Genomic DNA, 24,244 nt, shown 5'->3' with positions numbered 1-24,244 from the left:
CGTGGAACTGCTACTCCTGGGGCTCGTGGGTGCCCTTGCCTGGAAGCTTTACAAGCTGCGGCGAACCCCCCATGACGCGCCACTGCGGTCTGTGGCCCTCTGCCTGCTCTGCGCCACGCTGTCGTACCCCGTCGCTATGCCGGGAGGCGCGACCGGCGTCGACACGGTGGCGGGGCACGGGGCGGCGAAGCTGATCCAGAACGTGCTGCTGCTCTTCGCGATGTACTTCCTGATGTGCTTCTACCTCTACTCCGCCGCTGACGAGGAGGCGAGCCGTCGCAGGGCACGCAAGGAAGCGGTCGTCGTCGGGGCCGTCGTGGTGGTCATCATCCTGGCTGCCGTATCGGTGCCGCACGAGGTCTTCGCCGGCAGTTTCAGCACCGCGGACATGACGATTCCGCAAATCGCTGTCTTCTACGGCGGAGCCGGGTGCTACCTGACGTACGTCCTGGGGCTCGCCGCCCGTTGGACCCGCAGCTATGCCCGCATGTCCCGGCGTCCCCATGCAACGGGCCTGTGGATGGCGGCCGTTGGTCTGGGCGCGATGGCCGTGGCCTGCGCGATCCGGGCTGTCATCGTCGCCGTCCGCTGGGCCGATATCGACGTACCCCAGCGCCTGATGGCTGCCGTCGCGTTCCTGTTGGTCGCATCCATACTTCTCTTCACGGTCGGCATCACCTACTCGGGGGTCCGCGCCCGAATGTCTTCTTTGAAGCTCTGGCTGCAGCACCGGCGTGATCACCGTCGCCTCGCTGCCCTCTGGGAGCTGTTGACTGAGGCGTTCCCCGACAACGTGCTGCCGCCGGCATCCTCGTCCGCCCACGACCGACGGCGCGCTCGGGGGGTGCACCGCCGCTACCACCGCCGCATCGTGGAGATCCGTGATGGCCTGGTCGCGATCAGCCCTTACCTCCTGGCGGACGACACCGGCATGGCAGCGACCGACGTCGACTCGGAACAGCTGGCAGTCCAGCTCCGCCGTGCTTCCGCCCGGATCAAGGAGGGAACCCCCGCGCCCCGCCGGGCGGTCCCCCTCGCCATGGCCCTGGGGGGCGACCGAGCGGCAGATGTGAAACAACTAATTGCGGTGTCCGACGCACTGGTACCAGACCGCGCGACCCTTCTCATGACCAAGGAGACACCATGCTGATTAGCGGAGGACGTGTGCTCGTCGGCACGGGCGCGTATCTGAACGACGGCGCTGTCCTGATAGAGGGTGACTCGATCGCGGCTGTGGGGCCGCGTAAGGAGATCGAGGAGCAGGCCGACGCCGACGTGCCGCGGTCGGTTTTCGACGGCACCCTTCTGCCCGGGTTGATCGACGCCCACGTACACCTCGCTTTCGACGGGGGCCCCGACCCGGTGTCCGCTCTCCAGAACTCGACGGATGAGGCCCTGCTTGCGGACATGCGCCGCCGTGCGGAGGAACTGCTGCTCAGTGGGGTCACCACGGCCCGTGACCTCGGAGACCGGAACGGGCTGGCACTTCGCCTGGATTCGGAGATCGCCGACCAGCGCACGCCGGGACCGAGGATTGTCTCCGCAGGCACACCCCTGACTACCCCCGGCGGGCACTGCCACTTCCTCGGCGGTGAGGTCTCTGGCGAAGCCGAGATCCGGGCGCTCGTCCGCCTCAACCTCGAACGAGGCGCTGGGGTCATCAAGTGCATGGTCACTGGTGGCGGCCTCACCCGTGGCGGGCCCGCAAGTCACGAATCCCAGTTCTCCGCAGCGGAACTGCGACTTCTCGTGGATGAGGCTCACGCGGCAGGCGTCCCCGTCGCGGCCCACGCACACGGAGCCGACGGCATCGCCGCAGCCGTCGAGGCCGGAGTGGACACCATCGAGCACTGCACGTGGATGACCGGCGACGGCCTCGACTTCCGCCGAGACGTGGTGCAGCAGATCATCGACCGCGACATCACCGTCTGCCCAGCGGTAAGCCCTCACTGGCGGATGCTCCCCGCGATCTTCGGCGAGGAGCGCGCCACCGGAATGTTCGACCTGGTACGCCAGATGGCAGAGGCGGGTGTGACGCTGATCGCCGGCACGGATGCCGGAGTGCAGCGCGCCAACTTCAGCGGCCTGGTACCTGCCCTCTCGTTCTACGCGCACCTCGGCCTGGCGAACGCCGAGATCATCCATATGGCGACGACCGCAGCAGCCGCGGCCCTGAGGCTCGGCTCCACGACGGGCCGTATTGCTCCGGGCTACCGCGCGGATCTCATCGTTGTGGACGGAGACCCGCTCTCGGATCTCGGCGCCCTCAAGAACATCAAGGCCGTATTCGCCTCCGGTCGGCGACACGAACCGAACGCGCCAGCCGAGTAGTCGGGGTTGACCGAGTCCTGCCATCCCGGAGCCTCCAGAGCCCCGGAGGGCAGGGCCCTACTCGGGGTCTTCGGAGCCGACCTGTTTCTCGAACTCGGTCGCAAGGTCCGTCAGGAGCGAGAGGACCTCGGGCGACAGGCCCTCTGGGCCGAGGCCACGGGCCCGAACCCGTCTGATCCCCCCGTTCTTGGAGGCCAGCAGCACGCGAAGCCCCTGGTACACCTGACGGGCGACGGCCTCGTCAGGCTCGAAGTACATGCGCTCGACGCCGAAGAATTCGGCAAGGCCCTCCAGGACAACCGGGGGAGGGCTGTTGGTATCGGCACCTGCTCGGAGTGCCTCGACCTCTTCGGCCGTGACCACCTCTGATCCTGCATGCCGGTTCACTGCCTCCGCGATTTCCTCGTCCCCTGGGGCCGCGCCCGCCGGGTAGGAGTGCTTCAGCAGGAAGCTGATCTTCTCTCCGAGCGTACGGGGAGACTCATCGGTCTCGGCGGCAGCGGCGCTCTCATCCCTGGTCTCTGCGACTGTGTTCCCGAACGAGCGCTCCTGAGCGTGCTCCAGCGCCTTCTCCGATACGCCGTACGCCGCTGCCAGCTTCGTCACGTACTTTTCCTTGAGCCGCCGCACGCCGTTCTCGGCCGCAGCCACCGGGCCGTCGCTTTTCGTCCCGATGAACCTCGCCACCTCGTACCGGTAGAGGCCCGCGTCGCATCGCAAGTCGGTGAGGTCGGGCGAGCCTTCACGGGGGAACAGCTCATCCAGCGGTTTCCGAAGTACACCTGCGAGGCCCCGCAGCTTCTCCTGGTCCGGAACGTTTGAGCCCAGCTCCCACCCCGCCACAGTTGAGTCCGCGGCGCCCACGGCAGCGCCCACCTCGGCCTGCGGGATCTCAGCAGCCCGTCGTACGGCGCGCACCACTGTTCTGTCGAAGTGGCGAGCTGGCATCGAGACCTCTTTTTCGTCCGAGTCGAAGAACTATCGGCTCGTTGACCTTTCGCGCGAACCGGGATAGCTTCAGGCTACCGAAAAACGGGGTGCCGTGCATCCCCCTCGGTGGCCAAGCGGCGTGCGACCCGAGGACGTGGGGCTGAGGAGGAGGGCACCTCCTTCGGCGAGCCCGGCAAGAGGGGACGTCGACCGAACAAAGGTCAGGGAGGGGCGACGCATGCGAGCCAACGGCCCGTAACTCGACGAAGCAACGAAAAACCGGCGCCCGGGAGTTACCAGCTCCCAAGCGCCGGGCCGGCACCCCGAAGGGCGCCGATTCACATCTCGCGGGCGGCGGGGCTTTTGCACGAGAACCACCGCACCGCGCTCCTACAAACCACGGAGTATCGCATGCCTGCCATGCCGAGCGGAATCCCGGCCTGCCCGGACAGTAGCCGCCGACACCGCCTTGCCGTCCAACTCGCCGACATGATCCCCGGCGCAGCCACCATCCGGGTCAGCCTCACCGACCCGACCCACGCGTGGCCGCAACCGCACACGGTCGTGCAGGACGAGGCGGGCAAGACGATGGAGCTGGGCCGGACGGCATCCAAGGTTGCCGCCCGCTGGATCATGAGGGTCTGGCCGGACGAAGACTGGAACCGCCCGCGCACCTTCCGCCTCGCCGATGCCACCCTCACCCGCAGCGACTTGATCGCCGCCGAGTGGGGCCGCTGACGTGCCCAGGATACGAACGATCAAGCCGGAGGCGTTCACCTCCGAGTCTCTTGCCGAAGTGCACGTCGCGGCCGAGAGGACATTCTTCGGCCTGCTCACCCAGGCCGACGACCACGGCCGTCACCGCGACAACGCCGCGATCATCGCAGGGCTCCTCTGGCCCCTGCGTGCCGAACACACCTCGGTCCACGTCGAGGACGACCTCCACCAGCTCGCGAACGCCGGGCTGATCTGCCGGTACACCGGATGCGACGGCCGTCTCTACCTCCACATCGTGACCTGGTCCGAGCACCAGAAGATCGACAAGCCGAGCCAGTCGCGCCTGCCCTCGTGCCCGCAGCACCAGGCTGCCGACCGGTGCGCACCCTGTAGGGGCTCCTGCACCCGGAGGGTGGAGGGCTCGCCCACCACTCCCCGAGGACTTGCCGAGACCCCGGGGAGGGCACCCCGAGCCCTCGATCTGCCTGCCGCACCCGCCTCGACGGTGCCGGACCAGGCGAACGGGCCAGCCGCCGACCGGCAGGAGGCCGCTGGCGAAGCCACCAGCGCACCCGGGCGGGCTGGAGTTAAAAGTGCAGCTCAGAGGGTTTTCCCCGAGGGCTCCCCGAACCTTCCCCGAAGCCTGCCCGAAGGCTCTACGCCTGGATCTAGGATCTTGGATCCTGGATCTCTTGTCCCTACGGGGCGCACAGCGCCCGCAGCCGGCATCTCCGCCAAGGACCTCGTCGGGGAGTACGTCGCCGGGTGCGACCAGCGTCCCCCGAGCGACGTGATCGGGCACCTCGGACGGATCATCAAGAAGCTCCTGGACGAGGGCATCGCACCGGCGCACATCCGCGCCGGGCTGGCGAATTTCACGGCCAACCCCAAGCACCCGAGCGTGCTGACCAGCATGGTCAACGAGGCGATGAACGCTCGCCCCGGGGGTTTGGCGCGGCCGGGAATCCGGCCTAACGTGCCCGCCCACCAGGCGTGGACCAACCCGGCCAACGCGTCTGCCGCCTACGCCGAGGAGTTGTGATGCACACCCGTCACCGCGAACCGCAGCTCCTCGGCAACGAAGGCACACTGGAGCGCATGGCCAGGATCCTGGCGGCCCGCAACATCGACCCGACCGACGCCGCGCTGCCAGACGACGCCGAGCCCTTCTCGCCGCTGGACGCACTGCTCGCCGGGATGCCCCCGCGCTATCAAGCGGCTGTCGCCGACCACCCCACGGTCCTGGAGTGGGTCCGGATGGTCACCGACGCGGCCGTCGCCCCCAGCCGAGGAGCCCGACGACAGGTCACCACCGGACCTAGCCTGCTGATGGCTGGGGTCGTCGGCGCGGGCAAGACACACCAGGCGTACGGCGCAGTCCGAGCGCTGGTCCACGGCGGGGTCGGTGTTCGCTGGCGTGCGACCACCGCTGCCGACCTCTACGCCGATCTCCGCCCCCGGCCCGGGGGCGATAGCGAGCGGGAACTGGCGGCGGTCAGCCGCTGTCCGCTGCTGATTATTGACGACCTCGGCGCGGCCAAGGCGAGCGAGTGGGTCGAGGAAGTGACGTACCGGCTGATCAACCGGCGGTACAACTACGAACTCCCCACGCTGATCACGACCAACCTGGCGATCAAGGACCTGCGTTCCCATCTCGGGGACCGAGTCGCCAGCAGGCTCGCGCAGATGACCACCCGAGTCGAGTTCGAGGCCGTCGACCGCAGACGCCACAGCGCCGCCGCCTGACCCTCCACAGGCCACCCCGCCGGACCGCGCCCTCGCAGCGCCGCCCCCCGGGCACCTACCGCCAGCGCACCTCTCCGCCGACGCCCCTGCGCGCGGAGAGCGATCGGAGCACCCCGCATGACCAGCACGATGAACGGCCCCGCCCACCACCGTCAGCTCGGCGACCAGACCTGGCAGGCCGACGCCGTCTGCCAGAGCACCGAGTACAACCCGGTGGACCCCGAAGTCTTCTTCCCCGAACCCGACGAGACCGCCAAGATCGCCACGGCCAAGGCCCTGTGCGGCCAGTGCCCGGTCCGCCGCACCTGCCTGGATGCCGCCCTGGAGAGCGGCACCACCGACGGTATCCGTGGCGGACTCACCGAGGAGGAGCGGCGGGCACTGCACGAGAAGATCGCGCACCGCCTCGACTACAGCCGCGTCAACGACACCATCGGCGGACGCGACATCCACCTCACCAAGGCCGAGCGCCGCGCAGTCGTCTACGCAGCCTTCCGCCAAGGAGTCAGCGAGCAGCGCCTGGCCTGGCTTCTGAAGATCACCGAAGAACACGCCCAGAAGCTCTACCGCGAGACGCGCCGGGCCCTGCGCAACCGAGACCTGAACCAGACAGCGAAGACCCCTTCGCCACCCGACAACAGCGGCGAGCACCTGAACCGCGACGACTTCGGGACGGCGGCATGAACACCACGAGACTGGCGAAGCCAGCGCACGTATCCGGCTGGGACCGCGCGGCCGTCGTTGCCCTCGGGGGCGCGGGATGCGCGCTGTCGTACGACGCCCTGCAGCAGATGGCAGTCGCCATCCACATCCGTGGCTTCCTCACATTCGCCTTTCCCCTGGTGATCGACGGGTTCATCGCCTACGGCATCCGAGCCCTCCTGGTCCTGCGCGACGCGCCCCTGCGCGCTCGGCTCTACGTTTGGACGCTCTTCGGTACGGCCACCGCCGCCAGCATCTGGGCCAACGCACTCCACGCGGTGCGCATCAACCAGGAGATGGTCGCCGGCACCGGCCTCCGGCTCGGTGACGCGGTGGTCGCGGTGCTCTCCACCACCGCCCCGCTCGCACTGGCCGGAGCGGTCCACCTCTACATCCTCATTGCCCGGGGCCGGGTCGAGGACACCGACCGGCAGAGCCTCGGTCAGCCCGGTTACCTCGGTCAGACCGACCCTGGTGACGCCCCCGAGGTCACGCAGACCGACCGAGCCGGTGAGCAGCGGTCAGCGGTCGGTCAGGTCAAGTCCGGTCAGTCGGTCACCGCTCTGACCGACCGGCTGCCGCTGTCCCCGACCGACGAAGACACCGCCACCCGGTCAGTGACCGGAGACTCGACCCCGACGACCAGCGGCCAGTCGGTCACCGACCATCGCGACCGGAGCCACGGTGCCCCTGACCTGCCGGGACAGGCGGATATGGGGCGGACGGTCGCTGATCGCCCCGACAGTGCGGCCCCGGTCGGTGATGGCCAGGGCAGCCCGGCGGCGGTCAGTGCCCCGCCGGTCACCTCGCCGCCGGTCACTGACCGGGCCGCTCGGCCGACCGGCGACCGGCGTCCTGACCCGGACACCGAGGAACTGCTGAAGATCGCCCGGTCGGCGGTCAGGGCCGAGGACAAATTGACCCGCAAGGTGGTCGCCCAAGCGATCCGCGGTCAGCAAATCCCGCTGTCCAGCGACACCCTGACCGCGCTGATGGCGCAGCTGCGCGAGCAGCACCGCCAGCCGGTCACTTCCTCCCGGCCCTGACCGAACCTCCACGGAGTGGGTGACCAAGCCGGTCACCCCGGCCGGTCACCCGCTCCGCATGTCTCCGAGAGACCCCGCCACAGCAGAAGCGAGAGCACGCGATGCGCACTCACCCGGCCACCCCCGCCGAAGTCGACTCCTGGCTGACCGTCCTGCACCAACACGGACACCTCCACCGCGCCCAGTCCGGCCCCGACACCACCTGGATCGTGCAACGCGAGCAGCACGACCAGCCCTGGACCCTGCACCACCCCGTCCTGGCCATGGACTGGATCGAGGAGCTCGTCCGCGAAGTCCAGCAGCAGGACCCGGAGACGAGCCGGTGAACACCAACGACCCGGCGGCCACTACCGCTGGACAGCAGCGTGACCCCACCACGGCTCCTGGCGGAGCAAGCTATCGCGTACGACGGTCCTACGGCCCGACGTACGCACTTGCCCCCGCCCCAGAGGGTGGGGGAAGCCTGGCTGGTCCCCGAGCGAGGGCGCACGGGGACCAGCAGGGCAACCGGCACCAGGGGGCGCCGGTCACCGGGGGAGAAGCAGATGACCCTGCCGACCGCGAGCAGCCGAGCCCGAGCACGCCCGCCTTCCCCGACCGCACCCCGCGCCGCCGTAGTCGCAACCCGAGCGAGCGCGCCCGCAAGACGACCACCCGCCTCTCCGACACCGAAAAAGCCGAGATCGCCGACGCCGCCACCCAGCGCGGCGTCACCGTCGCCCGCTTCCTCGCCACCGCCGGCCTGAGCGCCGCCCGCGGACGCGCCGCCGTGCACAGCAACGACCAGCTCGACACCGCCATCGACGAACTCGCCGCTCTACGCACTGCGCTGGCCCGGATCGGCAACAACATCAACCAGATCGCCTTCGTCCTCAACAGCGGTGGCCAGCCGCGCGCCGGTGAACTCGAACACGCGCTGGGCGCGCTGACCGGACTTCTCGCCCGCGTCGATGACGCGGCGAACGACCTGGTGACCCGGCGGCTGTGATGGTTCCCGACATCGGACGCGGCTCCCGCACCCACGGCCTCCTCGTCTACCTGTACGGCCCCGGACGGCGCGAGGAGCACACCGACGCACACCTCGTCGGCTCCTGGGACGGCTTCGCCCCCGACCCCGGCCGCGACACCGGCCTCGACCCCGACCCGAAGGTCACCCTCGCCCGGCTCACCGCCGCCCTGGACCTGCGGGTCAAACAGGTCGGCGACCGCGCGCCCGCCAAGCACGTCTGGCACTGCTCGGTCCGCACCGCCCCCGGGGACCGGCGGCTGGACGACGAGGAGTGGAACGCCGTCGCCCAGCGCATCGTCCACGCCACCGGCATCGCCCCGGCCGGAGACCCCGACGGCTGCCGGTGGATCGCCGTCCGCCACGCGGAAGACCACATCCACATCGTCGCCACCCTCGTACGCGGCGACCTGCGCAACCCGCGCCTGAACTACGACTTCAACAAGGCCCAGGCCGAATGCCGCCGCATCGAGAAGGAGATGGGCCTGCGGCGCCTGAACGCGGGCGACGGAACCGCAGCGAAGAATCCCAGCAGCGCCGAGAAGTTCAAGGCCGAGCGCACCGGCCGCCCGGAGACCTCGCGCGAGACGCTCCGCGAGGCCGTTCGCCGAGCCGTTGCGGGAGCGGATTCGGAAGAGGAGTTCTTCACGCGGCTCCGCGAGGCGGGGGTACGGGTGAAGCTGCGGCACGCACCGTCCGGTGACGCGCTCGGCTACAACGTGGCCCTGCCCGGCGACCGCAACCGCGACGGAGACCCGGTCTGGTACCCCGGCTCCAAACTGGCCCCCGACCTCTCCCTTCCGAAGATCCGCCTTCGCCTCACCGACGGGGCTGCCGAGCCGAGCACGCCCGCGGTCACCGCTGACCGGACGAACTGGTCACCGCCCGCCCGGCACCGACGCAACGCAGTCGTCATCGCTGAGCGCTCGGCCACGCTCCTGGAACGCGACGAGGACGGCGAGGCCGCCGCCCAGCTCGTCGGCGTCGGAGAACTCCTCGACGCGGTGGCCCAGACCTCACCTGCTTCCACCCGCGCCGAGCTGGCCGCCGCAGCTCGCGCCTTCGAGCGGGCGACCCGCAGTCATGTCCGCGCCGAACGCGCCGACACCCGGGCTCTCCGCTCAGCCGCCCGGGGCATTGTCCAGGCCGGCGGGGCGCTCGGCCGAGGCGAGGACGGCGGCACCACCGCCATGCTCGTCTCCACCCTCGTCCTGGTCACCCTCGCCGCCGCCCGCTGGCACTCCGCGCGCGGACACGCCCAGCAGGCCCACGCCTCCCGACAAGCCGCCGCGCACCTCCGCACCGCGTACCGGCAGGCCGCCGCCACTCCGATGCGGGTGCTGCACGACCAAGGTCGGGCCCTTCCTGAAGCCCAGCGCCGCACGCACGAAGCCACCCTTCGCGCCGTCCTGGCGGAGGAGGCCGTATACGCAGGAGGCACGGAAGCGAGGACCGACGCCTTGGTCGCCACCCTCGCCCAGGCCGAGCGGGCAGGCCACGACTCCGAAGCCCTCCTGCGCCAGGCCATCGACATGCGCGAACTCGACAGCGCCGATGATGTGAGCGACGTCCTGGTCTGGCGCCTGCGGCGCATCGCCCAGCTCCCGGCACACCCGGGTGACGGTGCCCGTCGTCCGCAGGCCGCCACCCGCCAGGCCACCGCGCCGAGCAGCCGCACCAGTGAACGAAACGCGACGGCAGCCGTACCGCTCGGGACTGCTCAAGACCCCAACCGCCGCTCGCCACGTCGCTGACCACGTCGAACGGGACGTAGACCACCGTCCGAGCGGACGCTGCGAAATGTATGGACAGCCGGTTCCACCGGCTGTTACGGATGAAGACAGGACCGACAACCGGGAGATGACGCTCGTGCTCAGAACCACCACCCGCACCAGGGAGCCGGCACCCGCCCTGCCCGTCCTCCCCACTGGTACCGACCCACTGCTGCAGCTCCAGGCCGAGACGCGGCGGGCCGACGGGCCGGGGGCGATTCGCTGCGTCGGCCACTCACGCGAACTCGCTCTCGGTGGTCTTCCCGTGATGTGCTCCGCCTGCCGGGCCCGACGCGACTGGCTGCTCATCAATCACGGGCGCAACGTCTGGGTCCGCTGCCGGTGCGGCAACCAGTGGCTCGAGCCCGAGATCGGCCGCGCCGACTTCGACGCCCTTGTTGGTGGCCCGCACGGGACGACCTACCCAAGTGTCGAGGCGGGCTTGACCGCCCTCGGCTTCGACGGCGTATTCGCCGGCATCTACCTGGAGTAGGCGAGCACCAGACGGAACGCCGAGGGGCGCCACCGGCGTATCGGTGGCGCCCCTCGGCGCGCAGTTGAGGGTCAGCCGCGTGCGCTGTCCTTCGCCAGCCCACCCCGGAAGTCACACCCCGGGCATTCGTCCTCACCCTGGACCTGTCCCTCGTACCAGCCGTGAATCGCCGCATGCAGGATGCCCTGCTCCACGGTGGCCTCGCCGCTACGGGCCGACTCGATGGCCTGGCGGACGATCAACCCGAGTACGGCGTTGTCGGTCGAGGGAAATGGGGGCGAGGGCATCTGCGAGTCTGGCGTCACCCCGCGGCCAACGGGCGAATACCCGCTCGGTCAGTCGGTCGGGGTGGTCTCCTGCCAGGGGGAGCTGTGCAGGTCGCTGCGAAACCCCCGGCCGACCGGCCTCCAGTTCTGGAACGTGGACGGCTTCCAGCGGGGACGGTCCGGCACGCTGTCGTCGTCGGGCGAGGGCAGGCTGCCCCGGCTCTTGCGACTGCGGGTCGCGCCGACGCTGATACCCAGGTGGGCGGCGACCTCCGGGTATCCCCAGAGCCTCTCGTCGTCGGCCATGGTGTCCTCCTTCGTCGGGTCGAGCGTACGCAACGAACGGGTGGACGCACGACGAGGCCGCCCCTGCCTGAGCGGCGTGGGGCGGCCTTCGGCGGTCCTCGGTCAGACTCCGGAGAGCCGGTTGGAGAGGTCGAGGGCGTCGGTCGCGAAAGAGAGGGCGGCGCACAGGCCGGTCACCTCGTACAGGGTCGGACGGATCAGGCGCGGCCAGTCGTCCGGGGCGGCGGGCCAGGAACCGAGGAGCACCTCGGCCGTGGTCAGCCCCAGGTAGGTCGTGACGTCCCAGCCGCTGCGCGAGGCGGGCTCCCAGCGCAGTCGGATGCGCCCGAGGGGAAGTTGGGGGGTTTCGGCAGCGAGCCAGGTGATGTCGATTGGGCCGTCGGGGCGGGTGGAGATGCGCTGGAGAAGCGCGCTGTGCACGCCGTACGGCATGGGGCGCACGGCGACATCGTGCAGCGCGAGACGAGGCGCGGGGCACGAGCGGGACGAGATGGAAGCCTCCGTGGTGGTAGGGAAGCGATCAAGCCCAGGTGAGGGCATCGCGCGCCCCCACCGGGAGGTAGTCCTCCTGACCGTCATCGGCGATGTACGCCTTGCCCTCGCGGACGACGACCTCGGCTCCCACGAAGTGGGCGAAGGGGAAGTCGGCGTTGACCGCGAGACGGACCGGCAGGTTGGGGTCGAGTTCCTGGAGTTGGCGGAGCAGGTGGCCGACGGTCAGATACCGGGGCAAGGAAACCTCCGAGAGCGTTATGGGCGACGGAGCCGGACTGGCGGGGGGCACCGTCAGGGGGCGTCGAGGCGGAGCAGGTCGCGCAGGGCCTTCGGGCTTTTGGTGTGGTCGGCGAGATGCCGCCGACGGCGGAGCCATTAGGTCAGCCGGTAGCGACGGGGGAGGGGAACCGGGCCCTTCTCCGAGACGACCAGGCCGTCGGCGTGCAGGCGCTGCAGCGAGCTGGCGACCCGTTCCTGGGTCAGCCCCGTGGCGGCGCTGATCTTGGAGAGGTGTGTGTTCGGATTGACCGACAGGTAGGCAACGACACGGGTGTCGCGGCGGCGGAGGTAGTCCTGGAAGATCCCGGCGCTGTACACCAGCAGCACCCCGCAGCAAACCTGGGGGATACCGCGCGAGGCCATGCCGGAACCCGTGATGGCGTCGTAGGCCGCGAACATGGCGGTGCCGGAGCCGACGATGTGATTCGCGATTCTCATGAGGTCATCGGAGTAGATGGTCATGGCAATGCCTTTCGGTCAGGAAGAGGGGGAGCGGCCGGTCCGCCGGGACGGGCCGGAATGAGCGCGGTGCACGGGGGCGGGCCGTCGTCGGCCCGCCCCCGTGGTCCGGCTGTCAGCGCGAGGAGTGGGCGACGAGGGCAGCGAGGAATCCGGCGACGGCCTCGGAAGGGGTGTGGACGCCGAACTCCTGGACCCACGCCTCGCCGTCGGCGGGCAGCACCTGGACGCGCCAGACGATCTCGCGCGCCCAGGCGGAGGGGTCTTCGGGAAGCCAGCCGACGTAGACGCCGCCTTCCGGGCTGGTCATGTGAATGTTGGCCTCCCGGGTCTCAACGATCGCCCAGCCGAGACCGTCCAGGAGGTCGAGCACCGGAGCGGCGCAGTGGTCGGAGGAGAGCCAGTGGCGGTCTTCCACAGCGGGGCGGACGACGGCGGGCAGGAGGGTGGCAGAGGCGTTCACGGTTGGACGATCCCTTCGTTGACCTGCGGTTTTCCCGACACCCGTACGTTGGCATGCGGTATGCCTAAGTGCGTAGTCGTTTCCCCGGGGATGCCGTCTGCCGTGGGCGAACTGGAGACCACCAGCGAGCGGTCGGCGGGACGGGAATGGATCGGCGACCGCGGTTGTCGTACCGGGGTTGCGGCGAGGGAGCGCACGACGGTGAAGGGGGAGCAGGGGATGGCCGAGGCGAGCAGACACTGGGACGGCGCCGGACTGGAACGCAAGATCCGCGCCGCCGGACGGCCCTGGACCGTGGGCGACATCGCGATGGTCGCCGACGGCCAGTGGGGAGTCGGCGCACAGCCCGACCAGTGGCCGGACGAGGAGACGGTGGAGGGCCGGGTCGCCGAAGGCCGGCGCGTGGAGCTGACGATGGAGGAGCTGGCCCGCGCGGTGGGCCTCCGTGCAGAAGAGGGCCACCGCGACGAGTATCAGAGCTAACCGTTCAACGTCGGGGGCCGGTTGTGGGCGCCGACGGCCCGACGGCAGCCGCTGGAGAGGACGGTTCGGGCATGGCCCCCGGGGCGTGCCGCGTCTGCCCGGAGCGGGCGACAGCGGCCCGTGCCAGCCGAATCGTCGGCGCCTCAACCTCGGGTGCGGCGGCCTCCCGAACCTCCACCACGCGCCGGATCGCCTGGAGGTACACACGGCTCTCCGCGTGGGCGACGCGGAGGCTGACCGCCGTTGTGGTGATCCGGTCGAGTTCGTAGAAGTCAGGCACGTACCCACGCCGGGACAGGGCGTGAAGACGGTCCTGGTGGACGGTTACCGCGTGGTCCGTGATGGCCAGGGCCGTTCGGGTGTGCATGGCGCAGCGCAGGAGCGGGTCGTCGCTGGGGCGGCGGACCACGAGGACCTCAAGAGCTTCGATGGGCCGGCCCCAGGCGTTCTCGATCATGGCTGTGGCCTGGTCGAGCATGGTGGTGGTGGGCATGGCGGAACTCCTGTTGGCAGGGACGGTCGCGACTGGAGCGCGGCTTGGGGTGGGAGTCAGCGTCCGCGCCGGGGCGCCGGCGAGCTGGCCGGCAGCCGGGCAGAGGTCGGCGGCGCGGGGTGTCCCGTCCGTTTCTGCGCCGCCCCTGTGGAGCGGCTCTGGGCGGCCATCACCCGTAGGTCGGCTGCTGTGCGTGGTGCCCGCGCGGCACGGTGTACGGCCTGGGTGACCGCGGTGCGGCGTACGTCCAGCGGAGTTGGAGCGCGCGAGACCTGAGCCTCGGCGATCGGCGTGACCGAAGCGACAGGGGTCATGGTGACCAAGTGCTGTATACGCCGGTCGACTTGGTGGCGCTCGCGGACCACCGGGGTCGACTTCGCCATCACAGCGGCGGTTTCGGCGATCAAATGGGACGGTGTGCGGGCCGTGAACGTCGCTTCGGCACGAGTGCCCCAGCCCGGCGGGCCAGCCCACAGCTCAACGGTCGTGCGGTCGGAGCCGTAGCCGCGCCGATCGATAAGGATGCCCGCTTGGTCGTCAGGAGCGATGATCTCGACGGTGCCGAGTTCAGCACCTCCGTCAAGGTTCCAGCCGGCATCGGTCAGCGGCCGGACGGTGTCCCTCCAAGGGGCGGTTGGCCCCGTCAGGAAGCGGCCGAGGGTGTCGGAAGCGATGGCTTCGTCGTAGTCCTGGACCAGTGCGGCGGTGAGTCCGGCGACCATCTCGGCCGGGGTGACGTGGTTGAACGTCGCCGTCCAGCGAGGCGCCGAGAAGACGTCCTCGGCTGCGCTGATCTTCCACAGTTCGAAGTCGTCGCCGAACCAGCCGATCCGAATCCGTTGGTCGGGAGAGGTCACGAGGAGCTGGCAGGGGCCATCATCGAGGTACTGATGAGGCCAGTGGGCGACCGGCGCGAAGCCAGCCTCGCCGGTCCCGTTGGAGCCAGCCAGGTACATAGGGCTGACCAGTACCTCTTGGTACCGGGTCGGGTCATCAGGGGCGTACATGGTCGTGTCTCCGGAAGCGAAGGAGGAGAACGGATCTGGGTGAGCAGCGGCGGCAGCCGCCGGAGCGCACGCGGATGCCGTGGCGGCGGCAGGTGGCCTCTAGTTCTCATTCCGTCACCGGCCCCGGCCCGGTGCCGACCGAGCGGTCACGGCCGCCGACACCCGCGGTTGCGGCTGTGGCGCGTGGCTGAACATGACGTTGGACGTGGCGGTGCTACGCCGTAGGGCCGCCGCGGTCCGGGCGCTGTCGGCTCCCGCCCCCAGCGGAATGCCGACGTGAGTGCGCGTTGCTGCCGCTGCCGGACGCGGTGCCGCTGTTCCACTTCGCAGCGCGAAGGGCTGGCTCCACTGTTCGACACTCGCGTAGACGGCCCCCAAAGCCTGGCCGGCATCGGTGAGAACGTAAGGGTCTCCGTGCCGGGAGCCCGTCCGCGCGACCAGGCCATCGGCCTGAAGCCGGAGCAGTCGCTGCGGCGCGAGGCCGCTGCTCAAACCAGCCTGCTCGACGATGTGGATGAACCGCATTGGGCCGTCAGTCGAGTCGAGAGCCTGAATCACGGCAGTTGAGTGCCGAAGATGCAAACGGTGCAGCGCGTCCTCGACACGCTCCGCTTCGGCCATCGGCTCCCGTGTCAGGTGGGTGTGGGACCAGTCCGACACCGTGCGGAGGACGGGAGCCAGGGACGTGCCGAGCGTGCTGAGTCGGTACGGCGCTCCCCACCGGTCGTCATCGCGGATCACCAGTCCGTCAGCGTGCATCGTGGTCAGCCGTTTGCCGACGACCTGCTCGCTGACGAAAGGGAGCTGCGCAGCAACATCGCGGTTGCGCATGGGGCCGTTCACCTGTGCCAAGGTCATCGCGGTCCAGGTGGTCCACTTGGGCCCGATCCGGGCGAGAGCCTCCTCGACGCGCTGGGCGTCGATGGAAGCGATGGAGGCGGTGAGAGGCAGGCCGGGGGTAGGCATGGTGACGTCCTTATCGGAATGAGGTCAGCGTGAGCGGGGGGTCGCGAGGGAGGTCCTGGCGACGGGCGCGGCGGCCGGGTCGGAGAGCGCGCCTGACGGGGTCCGCGTGGTGGTGCGGCCGAGGGCGGCGGACACCCTGGAGGTCGTCACGCGACCATCACAAAGGGCGGCTTCCCCCTGCGCAGTGAGCGAGAGGAGCTGGCCGGGCCGGTGCACGTTCTCGGTGATGTCCTGATGCAGTAGCCCGTCGGCGACCAGCCGCTGCACGGTCTGCGGGAAGATCGCCGGGTCCTGCCGCTGGGCCTTCTCCCGCGAGATGTACGGGTCCTCGCCGATCGCGTTGCGGCGAAAGCGAACACCTCCGGCCGCAACCGCTTCGAGGGCTACCAGCCCGCGCTCCCCGGCGACGGCCCAGTCGTCGTCCCGGTGGGGCCTCGTCTTCTGGCCCGGCCCGTGGCTCTTGTTGCTCGCGTGTTGAGGAGGCTCGGGCGAGGAAAGAAGCCGGCGGTAGGCGGACAGGGACTCGACGAGCTGGCTGTATGCCCGGTCCTGCTGGGCCAGGCCCTCTCCGAGGTCCGGGAGAGCTGTCCGCAGCAGCGCGTAAGACACCTGGGCTCGGCCGACATCACCGCGACCAGTGCCTTCGAGCAGCCGCTGAGCCCGCTGGACCGCGTTGAGCACGCTCTCGTGTCGCTCGTCCAGCGCCGCTGCGGCTTCGATGACGCGTGTAGCGGCCTGGTGCAGCGGCTCCTCCGGACCATGTGCGAGGGCGTGCACGCTGACATCCACGACACCGAGCACTTCGACGACGAGATAAGGCCCAGGGTGTGTGTCTGCGTCGTACGGGTTCACTCCGTCGTCTCCATCCGGGCGAGCAGGAAGCGGACCAGAGCGGGCAGGCTCCCGGGATCGTTACCGAGCCGAGGGCGGTCGCTCACTTCGCTGAGGAGATCGGCGTCATCGAGCAGACCACTGGAGATCTCCATGCAGGCGTCGGTGATCCGGGCCGCGGCGAGCAGCGACTGGGAGAGAACCTCGACGTAGTCGTCCGGCGCGAGGCCGGCGGCCTCGGCTGCGTTGCGGACCGCCTCCAACTCAAGCGCGTTGAAGGCGAAGTCGAACTCGTCGTCCCGCTCAGTACCACCGGGCGCGGCGACTATCGGGGCGCGTGGCTCCGTGGGTATGCCCACGCGGGTACAGATCTCGTCGACCGAGGAGGTCAGCTCGGCGAATGACTCGGTGAGCCACCCCAGCGCGGAGGCGTAGGAGGCCAGAGCGAACAGGCCCGCCGACCCAGCGGGGCGTGGCTCTATGGCCACGAAGCCCTCGAACCGGTCGTTCAGCTCGGTGATCACGCGGGGCCCAGCGGCCAGCGGACCCAAGACGGGATGCAGGTACGAGCGGGCGGCAGCCGTCGGATACTCGGCGGCAGGGATGCCGCCGACGTTCTGAGCGGCCTCGGTGAGGAGATCCGCCAGCTCTGAACGGGTCAGCTCAGTACGGTTGTTGATCATCGCTGGGCGGCCTTTCGGGGGGCGGTGGCCGAGGGCGGCGCTGTTGACGGGGCAGTCGCGCGGCCCGTTGTCGGCCGTTCGGTGGTGAGCGTCGAGCGAGACCGGGCGGCCTGCACGCGGGCCTCCGTGGCGGAGTCGGGGTCGACCTCGTGCTGGGGGCCGGTCCGCAGGTGGGCCGTTCGGTAGACCGCGTAGTCCTTCCGGCTGCCAGCCGCCACGAGGTAGATCTCGCGCTTGTGGGTCGAGGTCGGTGGCGCTTGGCGGAACTGGATGACCAGCCGGTAAGAGACTTCCGGGTCGACGTACACCTTGTGGAAGCCGGCGAGGCGGCCCTTCAACGGCAAGCAGTCGTCGCTTCCGTGGACCAGGTTCTGCAGCTCCAGCAAGGCCAAATCGCACATCTCGGCCGGGAGTTCCCGCAGGTCGGCGATGGCGTCAGGGTGCGCGGCGAAGGCGAAGCGGGCGCGGCTCACAGCAGCCTCCCCTGGACCGCGCGCTGGACCGGTACCGCCGCCGACGCGCGGGGCGCGTCGAGCCCGATCCGCGGTGTCGGAGAGGTTCCGGCGGACCGGGAAAGGGCGATGCGGGCGATGCGGGCCCGGACGACAGCACCGTTGTGGTCGCTGTACTCCGGAGGCTCGGGCAGCGGTTCGCTGCGCTCGTCCAGCCAGGTCTGGGCGACGCCGACGTCGGGGAAGGCGCCCTCGCGCATCGTGTACGTGCCGGCACCGTGGTTCCACTCCTCGTAGAAGAGGCGAACCGGTGCCTGGGTGGCCTGGGAGTCGTTGACGAGTGTCCACGCCTTGCTGGGGTTGTCGTCAGAGGTGTAGGTGTCGAGGACCTCGTAGCGGGTGCCCGACTTCTGGATCTGCTGTTCCACCTGGAGGGTGAGGTCGTCGGCGGGCTCGATGTAGTCGCCACCGCGCAATGCGATCCGTTCGAGCGGGCAGCCGCGCTCTGCCAGCCAGTTCTGTGCGAAGGACGCCGTGGCGTGGTGACTCGTCTCGAACGTGAACGTGGACTGCCGCAGATCCCGAGCGACTGCGATCGCAACGAGCTGTGGCTCGCCGGGTATCCCCCAGGTGACCGATCGGTCGTGGGCGAGGACGAAGCTGTGCGAACCGTTGGGCGTGGTGTGGTGCTGGGACAGCACCGTCAGGTCGCCAGTCCAGAGGGCCTCCATCGCCTCCTCGGAGTCGTCGTCGACCGGCGAGAGATCGTCGAGGCCGAAGTCGAGAATGTCGTTCACGCCGCCACCCCCGCCTGCTCGGGCGCCGGGGTGGCCAGCACCCGGTGATTGGGGCGACTTGCGCTGGTCGTGCAGGCCGCGAACGGTCCGTCGGGCGCACGTAGGTGCGCCAGGGTTTGGTCCAGGTGGTCGCGATGCCAGGTCGAGGGGCCGGACAGGCCGGCCTCCGTGTCGGTGAACTGCTGCCAGGCGAGCCAGAGTGCGTGGAGCCGGGCGACGGCCTCGGGGTGTTCGTGCCAGTGCGCGCACCATGGACGGCTCGTGCTGATCTCCCGGCCGCACACCGGCAGGAAGAGGTAGTTCACCCAGTCGCTGAGGGCAGCGAGTTCGACGGCGTACTCCTTGCCGCCCAGGGCGAGGATGAACACCGAGGCGGGGCCGGCGGGCTTCTTCCCGTCAGTCGCCTCGGCTTCCGGGGCGCCGTCCGGCGGCTGGATGGCGCCGGGGTCGGGCTCGGAGCCGAGGCGGTCGAGGATGACGCCGTGCTGCCTGACCTCGGCCATGGTCTTGGCGAGGGTGCTGGCGAGGTCGTCGAGGTCTGCGTCGGGGACGCGGTACGGCTCGGGGCCGGGGGAGGTCGGGCTGGTGTCGGCCATGGGGGTGTGCTCCATCTGTGAGACGGCGACATGCCCGAGAGGATCCGGAGAATCAGCGGTTTGGTCCGGCCGGAAAAACGCGGTAGCGGAGCGCTATCGGTCGGCGCAGCGGGGACAGCAGGGGAAGGGTGGTGCCAGCAACTGCAAGGCGCGCGAAGCCTGTTGTGGGACGACGCCGTTGCCGAGCGCGGTGAGCTGCGCCGGACGGCCGAGCCCCGGAGTCGCGGTGACCCAGCCGACGTCGAGGCCCTGCATCCACTCCACGAAGTCCGCGCGGAGCCGACCGGCGCCGTCCGTGGGGGCCGGGGCCGGGCGGGTGAGGCTCTCCCATCGGGTGATGGCGGATCCGTACGCTCCCCATCGCCGGTCCGCGTCCCCGCCTCCGGCGTCTCCTCCGCCCAGAGGGGCAGGACCACCGCCGACAAGGGAGGCCGCCATCCCTTCCCGGGGCGGCGGCCCGGGGTGCCCGTGTCGCTGGCCCTCGGCGTCGGCAACAGAGACGCAGCCGCACTGGGCAGGGTCATGTCGCCATTGCCGTGCCGCTGGTTCGGCGATCCCTTGATTCCGTCCGACGCCTTCGGGGTCGGCAGCAGCAGCCACTCGACCTCGTCGGCCAGGTTCGGACCGTGCCCCCCGCTCTTCCGCTTCGATGGATGCTGGCTGCCGCCGTTCTTCCCGATGTTGCTGGTCGGCGTCTTCAGCAGGGTGCCCGGCGGGCCATGCGGCGAGGAAGGTCCGCTCGCGGCGGTGCGGGGCCCCGACGTCGGAGGCACGAAGCACGAGCCACTTCGCGTCGTACCCGAGGTCGGCCAGGGATCCGAGTACGGCACCGAGTGCCCGCAGAGCAGGCTGACCTGCGGTGTCTCCCAGACACCACGGGCAGGGTTCCACGTCGCCAGGGGAACCGGCGGGGGAGGTGAGGAGGCCGCGCACATTCTCGATCACAACCAGGCAGGGTCGGAGGGCTGCGACCGCACGGGCGACGTGCAGCCAGAGCCCGGAGCGGGTCTGGGCGTTGAGTCCGGCCCGGCGGCCGGCGACCGAGACGTCTTTGACAGGGGAAGCCGGCCGTCAGGACACACACCCGGGGAACGAGGGACCAGTCGACGGCGGTGATGTCGCCCAGGTTCGGGACGCCGGGCCAGTGGCGGGCCAGGATGCGTGAGGCGTTCGGGTCGACCTCGGCGTGCCAGGCGAGCGTGCCGCCGAGCGCGGACTGCACACCTAGGTCGAGGCCGCCGTACCCCGAGCAGAGAGACCCGATCAACGGGGTGGCGAGGCTCGGGGCCGTGGCGCGTAGGTCCGGCGCGGCTGCGGAGATGGGGTAGATCAAGGCGAGTTCCAGGGGCAGAAGAGGCTGGTGGGGAGGGGGCCTCACGGGTGGCCGCGCGAGGGTGGTCGGGCTGCTGACAGCGTGGGGAGACGGCTGGCCGGGGCTGGGGGTGACGCGCCTTGGCGGGGTGTGCTGCGGGCGCGGGCGGCCTTCACTCGGTCGGGCGGCGGCTCGGCCGCTGGCGGCGCGGGTGCCGTGGTCTTCGGAGCCGGACTGCTGTTCGCGGTGGCCCAGCGGGCACGTACCTCGTCGAGCGGACCGAGTTCGTGCAGGGCGTGGTTGATCAGCCGGCCGGGCCCCAGAACCTCGTCCTGGGCCAGGGGCCGGATGGCTCGCGCGGAGGCGGCGGCGGTGCGGGTGACGGAGGAGCGCATCACCCGCTGTCCGAACCAGTCGGCGCTGCCGGGGACCATGCCTTCGCAGACGGCGGTCAGCTGCTCGCTCGACACTGTGCCGTCGGCCAGCAGGCCGCGTCGCTGGGCCTCCCAGAGCAGGGTGATCCGGTCGATGGGTTCGCCTCGGTGGTGCAGCGCGCCCAGGCACCGGTAGAGCTGCCCGTGGGTCGGGTCGGCGAAGTCTCCCGGCCGCAGCCAGGCCACCACCTCGCCCATGGCCCCCGGCTGTTCGGCGAGGACGGCCAGGAGGAACCGCTCGTCCTCGGCGACTTGGCCGCTTTGCGCCGGAGGCGGGAGGTGCGTGGCGGCAGAGGGCTCAGCGGTGGGTGGGACCGGTCGAGGGTCGGTTCCACAGCGTCGTGCAAGGTCGGTGAGTACGCCGGTCAGGACGTCCGCCGTGCGCAAGGCTTCCTCGACCTCGCCCTGGACGGCGTCGGCCCGAGCCGCCTGGTGGAGACGGATCGCGTGCTGGGCGACGGTGCGGTGAATCGCCCCCTCCAGCACCATGCGGCCGTACACCGGGGCGTGCTCTGTTCGGGGACATGCCTGGATCAGGGTGTGGGCGTACGCCGCGGTCAGCCCGCGCACGTGCTGTCCGGCCTCCTCGATCGCGTCGGTCACCCACGACAGCGGCAACGGACCATCGGCCGAGAGCGCGGGATGCCCGTCGTTGCGCAGCTTGCGGAGGGCGTCGTACAGCGCCTCTTGGACGGGCCGATAGAAGTGGTCCGCAGCGAGCCACTCCAGGTGCGTGAGCTGCTCGGGGTCGAGGAGTGCGGCACCGAGGACCGCCTGCTCGGCGCTCATCAGCGGGTTCACCGCCGGCCTCCGGGATCAACGCAGGGCGCCTCGTCCTGCCGGATGAGGAGGTTGGCGACTGCCCGGTCGGCAGCGGCCATCGACAGCGCGAAGTCGTCCAGGACGGCGGTGAAGGCGGGATCGGAGGCGGGAACCGAGCTGGCCCCGCCGTCAAGCCACCACCGGCCACCGCGCAGGACGACCGGAGCGTGGGCCAACCGCCCCTGCTGTGGTGTGGGCGCGCTCATGCCGACAGTCCAAGATCGTCCTGGCCGATGCTTTTCGCGAGGGCGCGCTCGGTGATGGCCTTCGTGGCGCGAGCGGAAGCCGGGCCGACCACCTTGGCGGAGGGCTCCTTGTACCAGGGCTTGAGGTTGAGCATGGCGACCCGGATGCCGGTGGCCAGCAGCAGTACCTTGCCCTTGGGCAGGGCGCGGATGGCGTCCGGCGGAAGGGTTCCGCTCCGTGCGCATGCTCACCGAGGTGGACTTGCCGCCCTCGCTGGTCGACACCGAGGTGGTCTGGACGTCGTGATCGCCGATCTGACGGCTGAGCCGGTCGGCGAAGTCCGCGTCATCGATGCCAGATCCGATGATCTTGATGGTGGCGGCGGAGTACAGGGCGTCCATGCCGGCCTCGCCCCAGCACCGCTGGCCCTGACGGTAGGACTGCAGGATCGTCATCGGGATGACGCCTCGGCTGCCCAGGTGGCTGTAGAGATCAGGGAGATCCGAGATGCGGCACACGTTTGCCGCCTCGTCGAGGACACACAGGGCGGGCGGGTCGAGTCGCCCGCCGGAGCGCTCGGCGACGATTACGGCCGCGCGCATCACGGCGTCGGCCGCCGCCGCGATGATCGCGGACGCGCTGCCGCCGCCGTTTTTGCTCAGCAGGTACAGGGTGTCGCGGGACGTGGCGAAGGCGAACGGCTGGAACTCGGAGAGGTCCTCGTTCGGGGTGACCCAGGCGGCGACGTCCGGGTCGAGCAGGCAGCTCGCATACTGCCTCGCGGTCTCGTAGATCCCGTCACGCGTTTCGGTTGCGCCGGAGACGGTGCCTTGGAGCTGGGCGGCGACCGCATGGTGGCCGGCGTCGGTGAGCAGGTCCACCGGGGTGCGGTCGGCCGGCATCGCGAGCCAGGCCAGGACGTCGGTGATCGGCCGCCGGTGGGACGCGGCGGCGAGGAAGAGGGCGCCGAGGGTGTTGCTCGCGGCGGTTGACCAGAAGTCGGAGCCGCTGGACTCGTCCACGCTCGCCGTCACGAAGTGCCCCGCCAACCTCTTCGCCCCGGTGAGATCGCGGGCGTCAGCGAGGATGTCCCACCACATCTCGCGCGGGTGATGGGCGATCTGCTGCGGATCGAGGGTCCAGATCGTGCCGACCTCGGCACGGGCGTCCACCGTGGCGGTGAAGGCATCGTTCGCGGCTTTGTTGCTGGTGAGCAGGACCGGGCCCGGTGCCGAGAGGATCGCGGGGATCGCCAGCCCGGACGTCTTGCCGGAACGCGGGGCCATGATCGCGACGATCACGTCCTCCCAGGACGCGCGGACCTCCGCACGACCGGGATCGAGGGTGCCGAGCAGGATGCCGCGGTCAGCGGGCAGGACCTCTTTTACTCTCCCGGCCGCCCAGGCTCGGGCGGAGGCTCTTCGCCTTGGCGACGATCTCCTTGTCCAGCAGCGGCGCCAGGTCCGCCTTGCGGGCGAGGCCGGACTTGGACCCGGCACGCCAGCGCATCCACAGCACGGCAGCGGTGACGACCAGGGCAACGGTGAACAAGCCGGGGACGACGCGGGCGCCGACCAGCAGCATGCTGGTGCTCAAGGTCGGCCACAGCACCTCCGGGTGCAGCAGCGCGTCCGTGACGCGGAAGGGGGCCCATGTCCCGCTCCCGACGTAGGCGTTGGTGAGATTTCCGGTCAGCCAGGCCAGGGAGCCGAAAGCCATGGCGGCGCCGAGGATGCCGAACAGGAGGTAGAGAAGCGCGTCCGACCCGGTGGTGGTCGAGGGCGCGCTGGTGCGCGGGGAAGGCACGGCGGTTCCTTGGGTGTGCTAGCGGGCGGGGCGGGGCGCGCTCGGCTCTCGCGCAGCTCATGGGGGTACTCCTGGAAGTCTGAACGGCAGAGGCGACGAGTTCGATCAGCCCGGGGAGGGCCCCGACCAGTGCGCCGTTGACCTCCTCGATGGTGCCCGCCACTTCATCGGGCGAGGCGTCCTCGTGGAGGTGAGAGATCATCCCTCGGACCAAGTACGGATCGGCGGAAGCGCTGGGCAGGTGCCTGAACTGCAGCGGCTTGTCGGAGCCCGGTGCCGCGCTGCGGTGGGCGAGCCGGATGTTGTGCTGCATGGCCGCACCGATGGCCTTGCCGATACTGGAGCCATAGTCGGGCATGTTGCTC

At 70.2% G+C, this 24,244-nt stretch carries 29 protein-coding genes and 3 pseudogenes; 12 read left to right on the top strand and 20 right to left on the bottom strand.

Annotated elements, in window-relative coordinates; translation table 11 throughout:
• Position 1 precedes the first annotated feature (1 nt).
• Entirely contained in the window at positions 2-1,150 is a 1,149-nt protein-coding gene (locus ACFWRV_RS18195; RefSeq protein ID WP_384335529.1) for an MAB_1171c family putative transporter, read from the top strand.
• Positions 1,144-2,331 (top strand): amidohydrolase family protein, encoded by a 1,188-nt coding sequence (locus ACFWRV_RS18190; protein ID WP_384335526.1) that lies wholly within the window; start codon positions 1,144-1,146, stop codon positions 2,329-2,331. Before ACFWRV_RS18195 ends, ACFWRV_RS18190 begins: the two co-directional genes overlap by 7 nt.
• A 57-nt stretch (positions 2,332-2,388) precedes the next feature.
• On the opposite strand, the gene ACFWRV_RS18185 is transcribed toward ACFWRV_RS18190, so the two are convergent.
• The gene (locus ACFWRV_RS18185; protein WP_384335523.1) at positions 2,389-3,279 is read right to left on the bottom strand and encodes a helix-turn-helix domain-containing protein; all 891 of its coding nucleotides are present in this window, start codon (positions 3,277-3,279) and stop codon (positions 2,389-2,391) included.
• Between the two features lie 393 nt (positions 3,280-3,672).
• Between ACFWRV_RS18185 and ACFWRV_RS18180 the strand changes: the two genes are divergently transcribed.
• From ACFWRV_RS18180 to ACFWRV_RS18140, 9 genes are all read left to right on the top strand, one after another.
• Entirely contained in the window at positions 3,673-3,999 is a 327-nt protein-coding gene (locus ACFWRV_RS18180) for a transcriptional regulator (RefSeq protein ID WP_384335520.1), read from the top strand.
• Position 4,000: 1 nt separating this feature from the next.
• The gene (locus ACFWRV_RS18175) at positions 4,001-5,020 is read left to right on the top strand and encodes a hypothetical protein (RefSeq protein ID WP_384335517.1); all 1,020 of its coding nucleotides are present in this window, start codon (positions 4,001-4,003) and stop codon (positions 5,018-5,020) included.
• A complete protein-coding gene (locus ACFWRV_RS18170; protein ID WP_384335515.1) occupies positions 5,020-5,724 on the top strand; it encodes an ATP-binding protein in 705 nt (234 codons plus the stop codon). The genes ACFWRV_RS18175 and ACFWRV_RS18170 overlap by 1 nt, the downstream gene beginning before the upstream one ends.
• Before the next feature lie 117 nt (positions 5,725-5,841).
• Complete coding sequence (locus ACFWRV_RS18165) at positions 5,842-6,408, top strand: WhiB family transcriptional regulator (RefSeq protein ID WP_384335512.1); 567 nt, start codon at positions 5,842-5,844, stop codon at positions 6,406-6,408.
• The gene (locus tag ACFWRV_RS18160) at positions 6,405-7,472 is read left to right on the top strand and encodes a DUF2637 domain-containing protein (RefSeq protein ID WP_384335509.1); all 1,068 of its coding nucleotides are present in this window, start codon (positions 6,405-6,407) and stop codon (positions 7,470-7,472) included. The genes ACFWRV_RS18165 and ACFWRV_RS18160 overlap by 4 nt, the downstream gene beginning before the upstream one ends.
• 101 nt (positions 7,473-7,573) lie before the next feature.
• On the top strand, positions 7,574-7,798 hold the full coding sequence (locus ACFWRV_RS18155; protein ID WP_384335506.1) for a hypothetical protein: 225 nt from the start codon (positions 7,574-7,576) through the stop codon (positions 7,796-7,798).
• Positions 7,795-8,460, top strand: coding sequence for a MobC family plasmid mobilization relaxosome protein (locus ACFWRV_RS18150; protein WP_384335503.1), 666 nt, complete (start codon positions 7,795-7,797; stop codon positions 8,458-8,460). The genes ACFWRV_RS18155 and ACFWRV_RS18150 overlap by 4 nt, the downstream gene beginning before the upstream one ends.
• Positions 8,460-10,232 (top strand): relaxase/mobilization nuclease domain-containing protein, encoded by a 1,773-nt coding sequence (locus tag ACFWRV_RS18145; protein WP_384335500.1) that lies wholly within the window; start codon positions 8,460-8,462, stop codon positions 10,230-10,232. Before ACFWRV_RS18150 ends, ACFWRV_RS18145 begins: the two co-directional genes overlap by 1 nt.
• A gap of 106 nt (positions 10,233-10,338) precedes the next feature.
• Positions 10,339-10,743, top strand: a complete 405-nt coding sequence (locus ACFWRV_RS18140; RefSeq protein WP_384335497.1) for a hypothetical protein — start codon at positions 10,339-10,341, stop codon at positions 10,741-10,743.
• A gap of 71 nt (positions 10,744-10,814) precedes the next feature.
• Here the strand turns inward: ACFWRV_RS18140 and ACFWRV_RS18135 are convergent, their stop codons facing one another.
• The 6 genes from ACFWRV_RS18135 to ACFWRV_RS18110 all read right to left on the bottom strand — a co-directional run bounded on the left by ACFWRV_RS18135 (position 10,815) and on the right by ACFWRV_RS18110 (position 13,011).
• On the bottom strand, positions 10,815-11,030 hold the full coding sequence (locus ACFWRV_RS18135) for a hypothetical protein (protein WP_384335494.1): 216 nt from the start codon (positions 11,028-11,030) through the stop codon (positions 10,815-10,817).
• A 48-nt stretch (positions 11,031-11,078) separates the two neighbouring features.
• Positions 11,079-11,315 carry a MarR family transcriptional regulator gene (locus tag ACFWRV_RS18130; protein WP_384335491.1) on the bottom strand — a complete coding sequence of 79 codons (237 nt, stop codon included), beginning with the start codon at positions 11,313-11,315 and terminating at the stop codon, positions 11,079-11,081.
• A gap of 102 nt (positions 11,316-11,417) precedes the next feature.
• A complete protein-coding gene (locus tag ACFWRV_RS18125; protein ID WP_384335675.1) occupies positions 11,418-11,747 on the bottom strand; it encodes an esterase in 330 nt (109 codons plus the stop codon).
• 88 nt (positions 11,748-11,835) lie between these two features.
• On the bottom strand, positions 11,836-12,048 hold the full coding sequence (locus tag ACFWRV_RS18120; RefSeq protein WP_384335488.1) for a hypothetical protein: 213 nt from the start codon (positions 12,046-12,048) through the stop codon (positions 11,836-11,838).
• 137 nt (positions 12,049-12,185) lie between these two features.
• A complete protein-coding gene (locus ACFWRV_RS18115) occupies positions 12,186-12,527 on the bottom strand; it encodes a MarR family transcriptional regulator (protein ID WP_384335485.1) in 342 nt (113 codons plus the stop codon).
• Between the two features lie 136 nt (positions 12,528-12,663).
• Entirely contained in the window at positions 12,664-13,011 is a 348-nt protein-coding gene (locus ACFWRV_RS18110) for a DUF317 domain-containing protein (RefSeq protein WP_384335482.1), read from the bottom strand.
• A gap of 102 nt (positions 13,012-13,113) precedes the next feature.
• Here ACFWRV_RS18110 and ACFWRV_RS18105 point away from each other — a divergent pair, with 102 nt between their 5' ends.
• The gene (locus ACFWRV_RS18105) at positions 13,114-13,494 is read left to right on the top strand and encodes a hypothetical protein (protein WP_384335479.1); all 381 of its coding nucleotides are present in this window, start codon (positions 13,114-13,116) and stop codon (positions 13,492-13,494) included.
• Positions 13,495-13,498: 4 nt separating this feature from the next.
• Here ACFWRV_RS18105 and ACFWRV_RS18100 read toward each other — a convergent pair whose 3' ends face one another.
• From ACFWRV_RS18100 to ACFWRV_RS18040, 13 genes and pseudogenes are all read right to left on the bottom strand, one after another.
• Entirely contained in the window at positions 13,499-13,987 is a 489-nt protein-coding gene (locus ACFWRV_RS18100) for a hypothetical protein (protein WP_384335476.1), read from the bottom strand.
• Between the two features lie 56 nt (positions 13,988-14,043).
• The gene (locus ACFWRV_RS18095) at positions 14,044-14,994 is read right to left on the bottom strand and encodes a DUF317 domain-containing protein (RefSeq protein ID WP_384335473.1); all 951 of its coding nucleotides are present in this window, start codon (positions 14,992-14,994) and stop codon (positions 14,044-14,046) included.
• Between the two features lie 114 nt (positions 14,995-15,108).
• Positions 15,109-15,960, bottom strand: coding sequence for a winged helix-turn-helix transcriptional regulator (locus tag ACFWRV_RS18090; RefSeq protein ID WP_384335470.1), 852 nt, complete (start codon positions 15,958-15,960; stop codon positions 15,109-15,111).
• A 24-nt stretch (positions 15,961-15,984) separates the two neighbouring features.
• Positions 15,985-16,737 (bottom strand): large ATP-binding protein, encoded by a 753-nt coding sequence (locus ACFWRV_RS18085; RefSeq protein ID WP_384335467.1) that lies wholly within the window; start codon positions 16,735-16,737, stop codon positions 15,985-15,987.
• 71 nt (positions 16,738-16,808) lie between these two features.
• Entirely contained in the window at positions 16,809-17,474 is a 666-nt protein-coding gene (locus tag ACFWRV_RS18080; protein WP_384335460.1) for a hypothetical protein, read from the bottom strand.
• Positions 17,471-17,947 (bottom strand): hypothetical protein, encoded by a 477-nt coding sequence (locus tag ACFWRV_RS18075; RefSeq protein WP_384335457.1) that lies wholly within the window; start codon positions 17,945-17,947, stop codon positions 17,471-17,473. The genes ACFWRV_RS18080 and ACFWRV_RS18075 overlap by 4 nt, the downstream gene beginning before the upstream one ends.
• Positions 17,944-18,723 carry a glycosyl hydrolase gene (locus ACFWRV_RS18070; RefSeq protein WP_384335454.1) on the bottom strand — a complete coding sequence of 260 codons (780 nt, stop codon included), beginning with the start codon at positions 18,721-18,723 and terminating at the stop codon, positions 17,944-17,946. Before ACFWRV_RS18070 ends, ACFWRV_RS18075 begins: the two co-directional genes overlap by 4 nt.
• Positions 18,720-19,319: a DUF4913 domain-containing protein gene (locus ACFWRV_RS18065; RefSeq protein ID WP_384335451.1), complete on the bottom strand. Its 600-nt coding sequence runs from the start codon at positions 19,317-19,319 to the stop codon at positions 18,720-18,722. Before ACFWRV_RS18065 ends, ACFWRV_RS18070 begins: the two co-directional genes overlap by 4 nt.
• 93 nt (positions 19,320-19,412) lie before the next feature.
• Positions 19,413-20,318: pseudogene (locus ACFWRV_RS18060) on the bottom strand (DNA cytosine methyltransferase); the annotation flags it as partial.
• Positions 20,319-20,439: 121 nt separating this feature from the next.
• Positions 20,440-20,541: pseudogene (locus tag ACFWRV_RS18055) on the bottom strand (DNA methyltransferase); the annotation flags it as partial.
• Between the two features lie 152 nt (positions 20,542-20,693).
• Positions 20,694-21,866, bottom strand: coding sequence for a DnaB-like helicase N-terminal domain-containing protein (locus tag ACFWRV_RS18050; RefSeq protein WP_384335448.1), 1,173 nt, complete (start codon positions 21,864-21,866; stop codon positions 20,694-20,696).
• Positions 21,863-22,093, bottom strand: coding sequence for a hypothetical protein (locus tag ACFWRV_RS18045; protein ID WP_384335445.1), 231 nt, complete (start codon positions 22,091-22,093; stop codon positions 21,863-21,865). The genes ACFWRV_RS18050 and ACFWRV_RS18045 overlap by 4 nt, the downstream gene beginning before the upstream one ends.
• Positions 22,090-23,879 (bottom strand): annotated as a pseudogene (locus tag ACFWRV_RS18040) (type IV secretory system conjugative DNA transfer family protein). The gene ACFWRV_RS18045 and the pseudogene ACFWRV_RS18040 overlap by 4 nt, the downstream one beginning before the upstream one ends.
• Between the last annotated feature and the right edge of the window lie 365 nt (positions 23,880-24,244).

Origin of the sequence: Streptomyces sp. NPDC058576 (assembly GCF_042718715.1) — a bacterium.
In the GTDB taxonomy this organism is placed as follows: Bacteria; Actinomycetota; Actinomycetes; order Streptomycetales; family Streptomycetaceae; genus Streptomyces.
The sequence above is the reverse complement of the archived record's forward strand: the minus strand, read 5'-3'. Positions and strand labels throughout refer to the sequence as shown.

Excerpts from the sequence above, each read along its gene's own strand:
- ACFWRV_RS18045 (WP_384335445.1), bottom strand. The coding sequence starts at position 22,093 with ATGAGCGCGCCCACACCACAGCAGGGGCGGTTGGCCCACGCTCCGGTC.
- ACFWRV_RS18135 (WP_384335494.1), bottom strand. The coding sequence starts at position 11,030 with ATGCCCTCGCCCCCATTTCCCTCGACCGACAACGCCGTACTCGGGTTG.
- ACFWRV_RS18125 (WP_384335675.1), bottom strand. The coding sequence starts at position 11,747 with ATGCCGTACGGCGTGCACAGCGCGCTTCTCCAGCGCATCTCCACCCGC.
- ACFWRV_RS18160 (WP_384335509.1), top strand. The coding sequence starts at position 6,405 with ATGAACACCACGAGACTGGCGAAGCCAGCGCACGTATCCGGCTGGGAC.
- ACFWRV_RS18140 (WP_384335497.1), top strand. The coding sequence starts at position 10,339 with ATGACGCTCGTGCTCAGAACCACCACCCGCACCAGGGAGCCGGCACCC.
- ACFWRV_RS18080 (WP_384335460.1), bottom strand. The coding sequence starts at position 17,474 with ATGATCAACAACCGTACTGAGCTGACCCGTTCAGAGCTGGCGGATCTC.
- ACFWRV_RS18190 (WP_384335526.1), top strand. The coding sequence starts at position 1,144 with ATGCTGATTAGCGGAGGACGTGTGCTCGTCGGCACGGGCGCGTATCTG.
- ACFWRV_RS18130 (WP_384335491.1), bottom strand. The coding sequence starts at position 11,315 with ATGGCCGACGACGAGAGGCTCTGGGGATACCCGGAGGTCGCCGCCCAC.
- ACFWRV_RS18145 (WP_384335500.1), top strand. The coding sequence starts at position 8,460 with ATGGTTCCCGACATCGGACGCGGCTCCCGCACCCACGGCCTCCTCGTC.
- ACFWRV_RS18100 (WP_384335476.1), bottom strand. The coding sequence starts at position 13,987 with ATGCCCACCACCACCATGCTCGACCAGGCCACAGCCATGATCGAGAAC.
- ACFWRV_RS18065 (WP_384335451.1), bottom strand. The coding sequence starts at position 19,319 with ATGGCCGACACCAGCCCGACCTCCCCCGGCCCCGAGCCGTACCGCGTC.
- ACFWRV_RS18115 (WP_384335485.1), bottom strand. The coding sequence starts at position 12,527 with ATGAGAATCGCGAATCACATCGTCGGCTCCGGCACCGCCATGTTCGCG.
- ACFWRV_RS18185 (WP_384335523.1), bottom strand. The coding sequence starts at position 3,279 with ATGCCAGCTCGCCACTTCGACAGAACAGTGGTGCGCGCCGTACGACGG.
- ACFWRV_RS18095 (WP_384335473.1), bottom strand. The coding sequence starts at position 14,994 with ATGTACGCCCCTGATGACCCGACCCGGTACCAAGAGGTACTGGTCAGC.
- ACFWRV_RS18155 (WP_384335506.1), top strand. The coding sequence starts at position 7,574 with ATGCGCACTCACCCGGCCACCCCCGCCGAAGTCGACTCCTGGCTGACC.
- ACFWRV_RS18090 (WP_384335470.1), bottom strand. The coding sequence starts at position 15,960 with ATGCCTACCCCCGGCCTGCCTCTCACCGCCTCCATCGCTTCCATCGAC.
- ACFWRV_RS18165 (WP_384335512.1), top strand. The coding sequence starts at position 5,842 with ATGACCAGCACGATGAACGGCCCCGCCCACCACCGTCAGCTCGGCGAC.
- ACFWRV_RS18170 (WP_384335515.1), top strand. The coding sequence starts at position 5,020 with ATGCACACCCGTCACCGCGAACCGCAGCTCCTCGGCAACGAAGGCACA.
- ACFWRV_RS18180 (WP_384335520.1), top strand. The coding sequence starts at position 3,673 with ATGCCTGCCATGCCGAGCGGAATCCCGGCCTGCCCGGACAGTAGCCGC.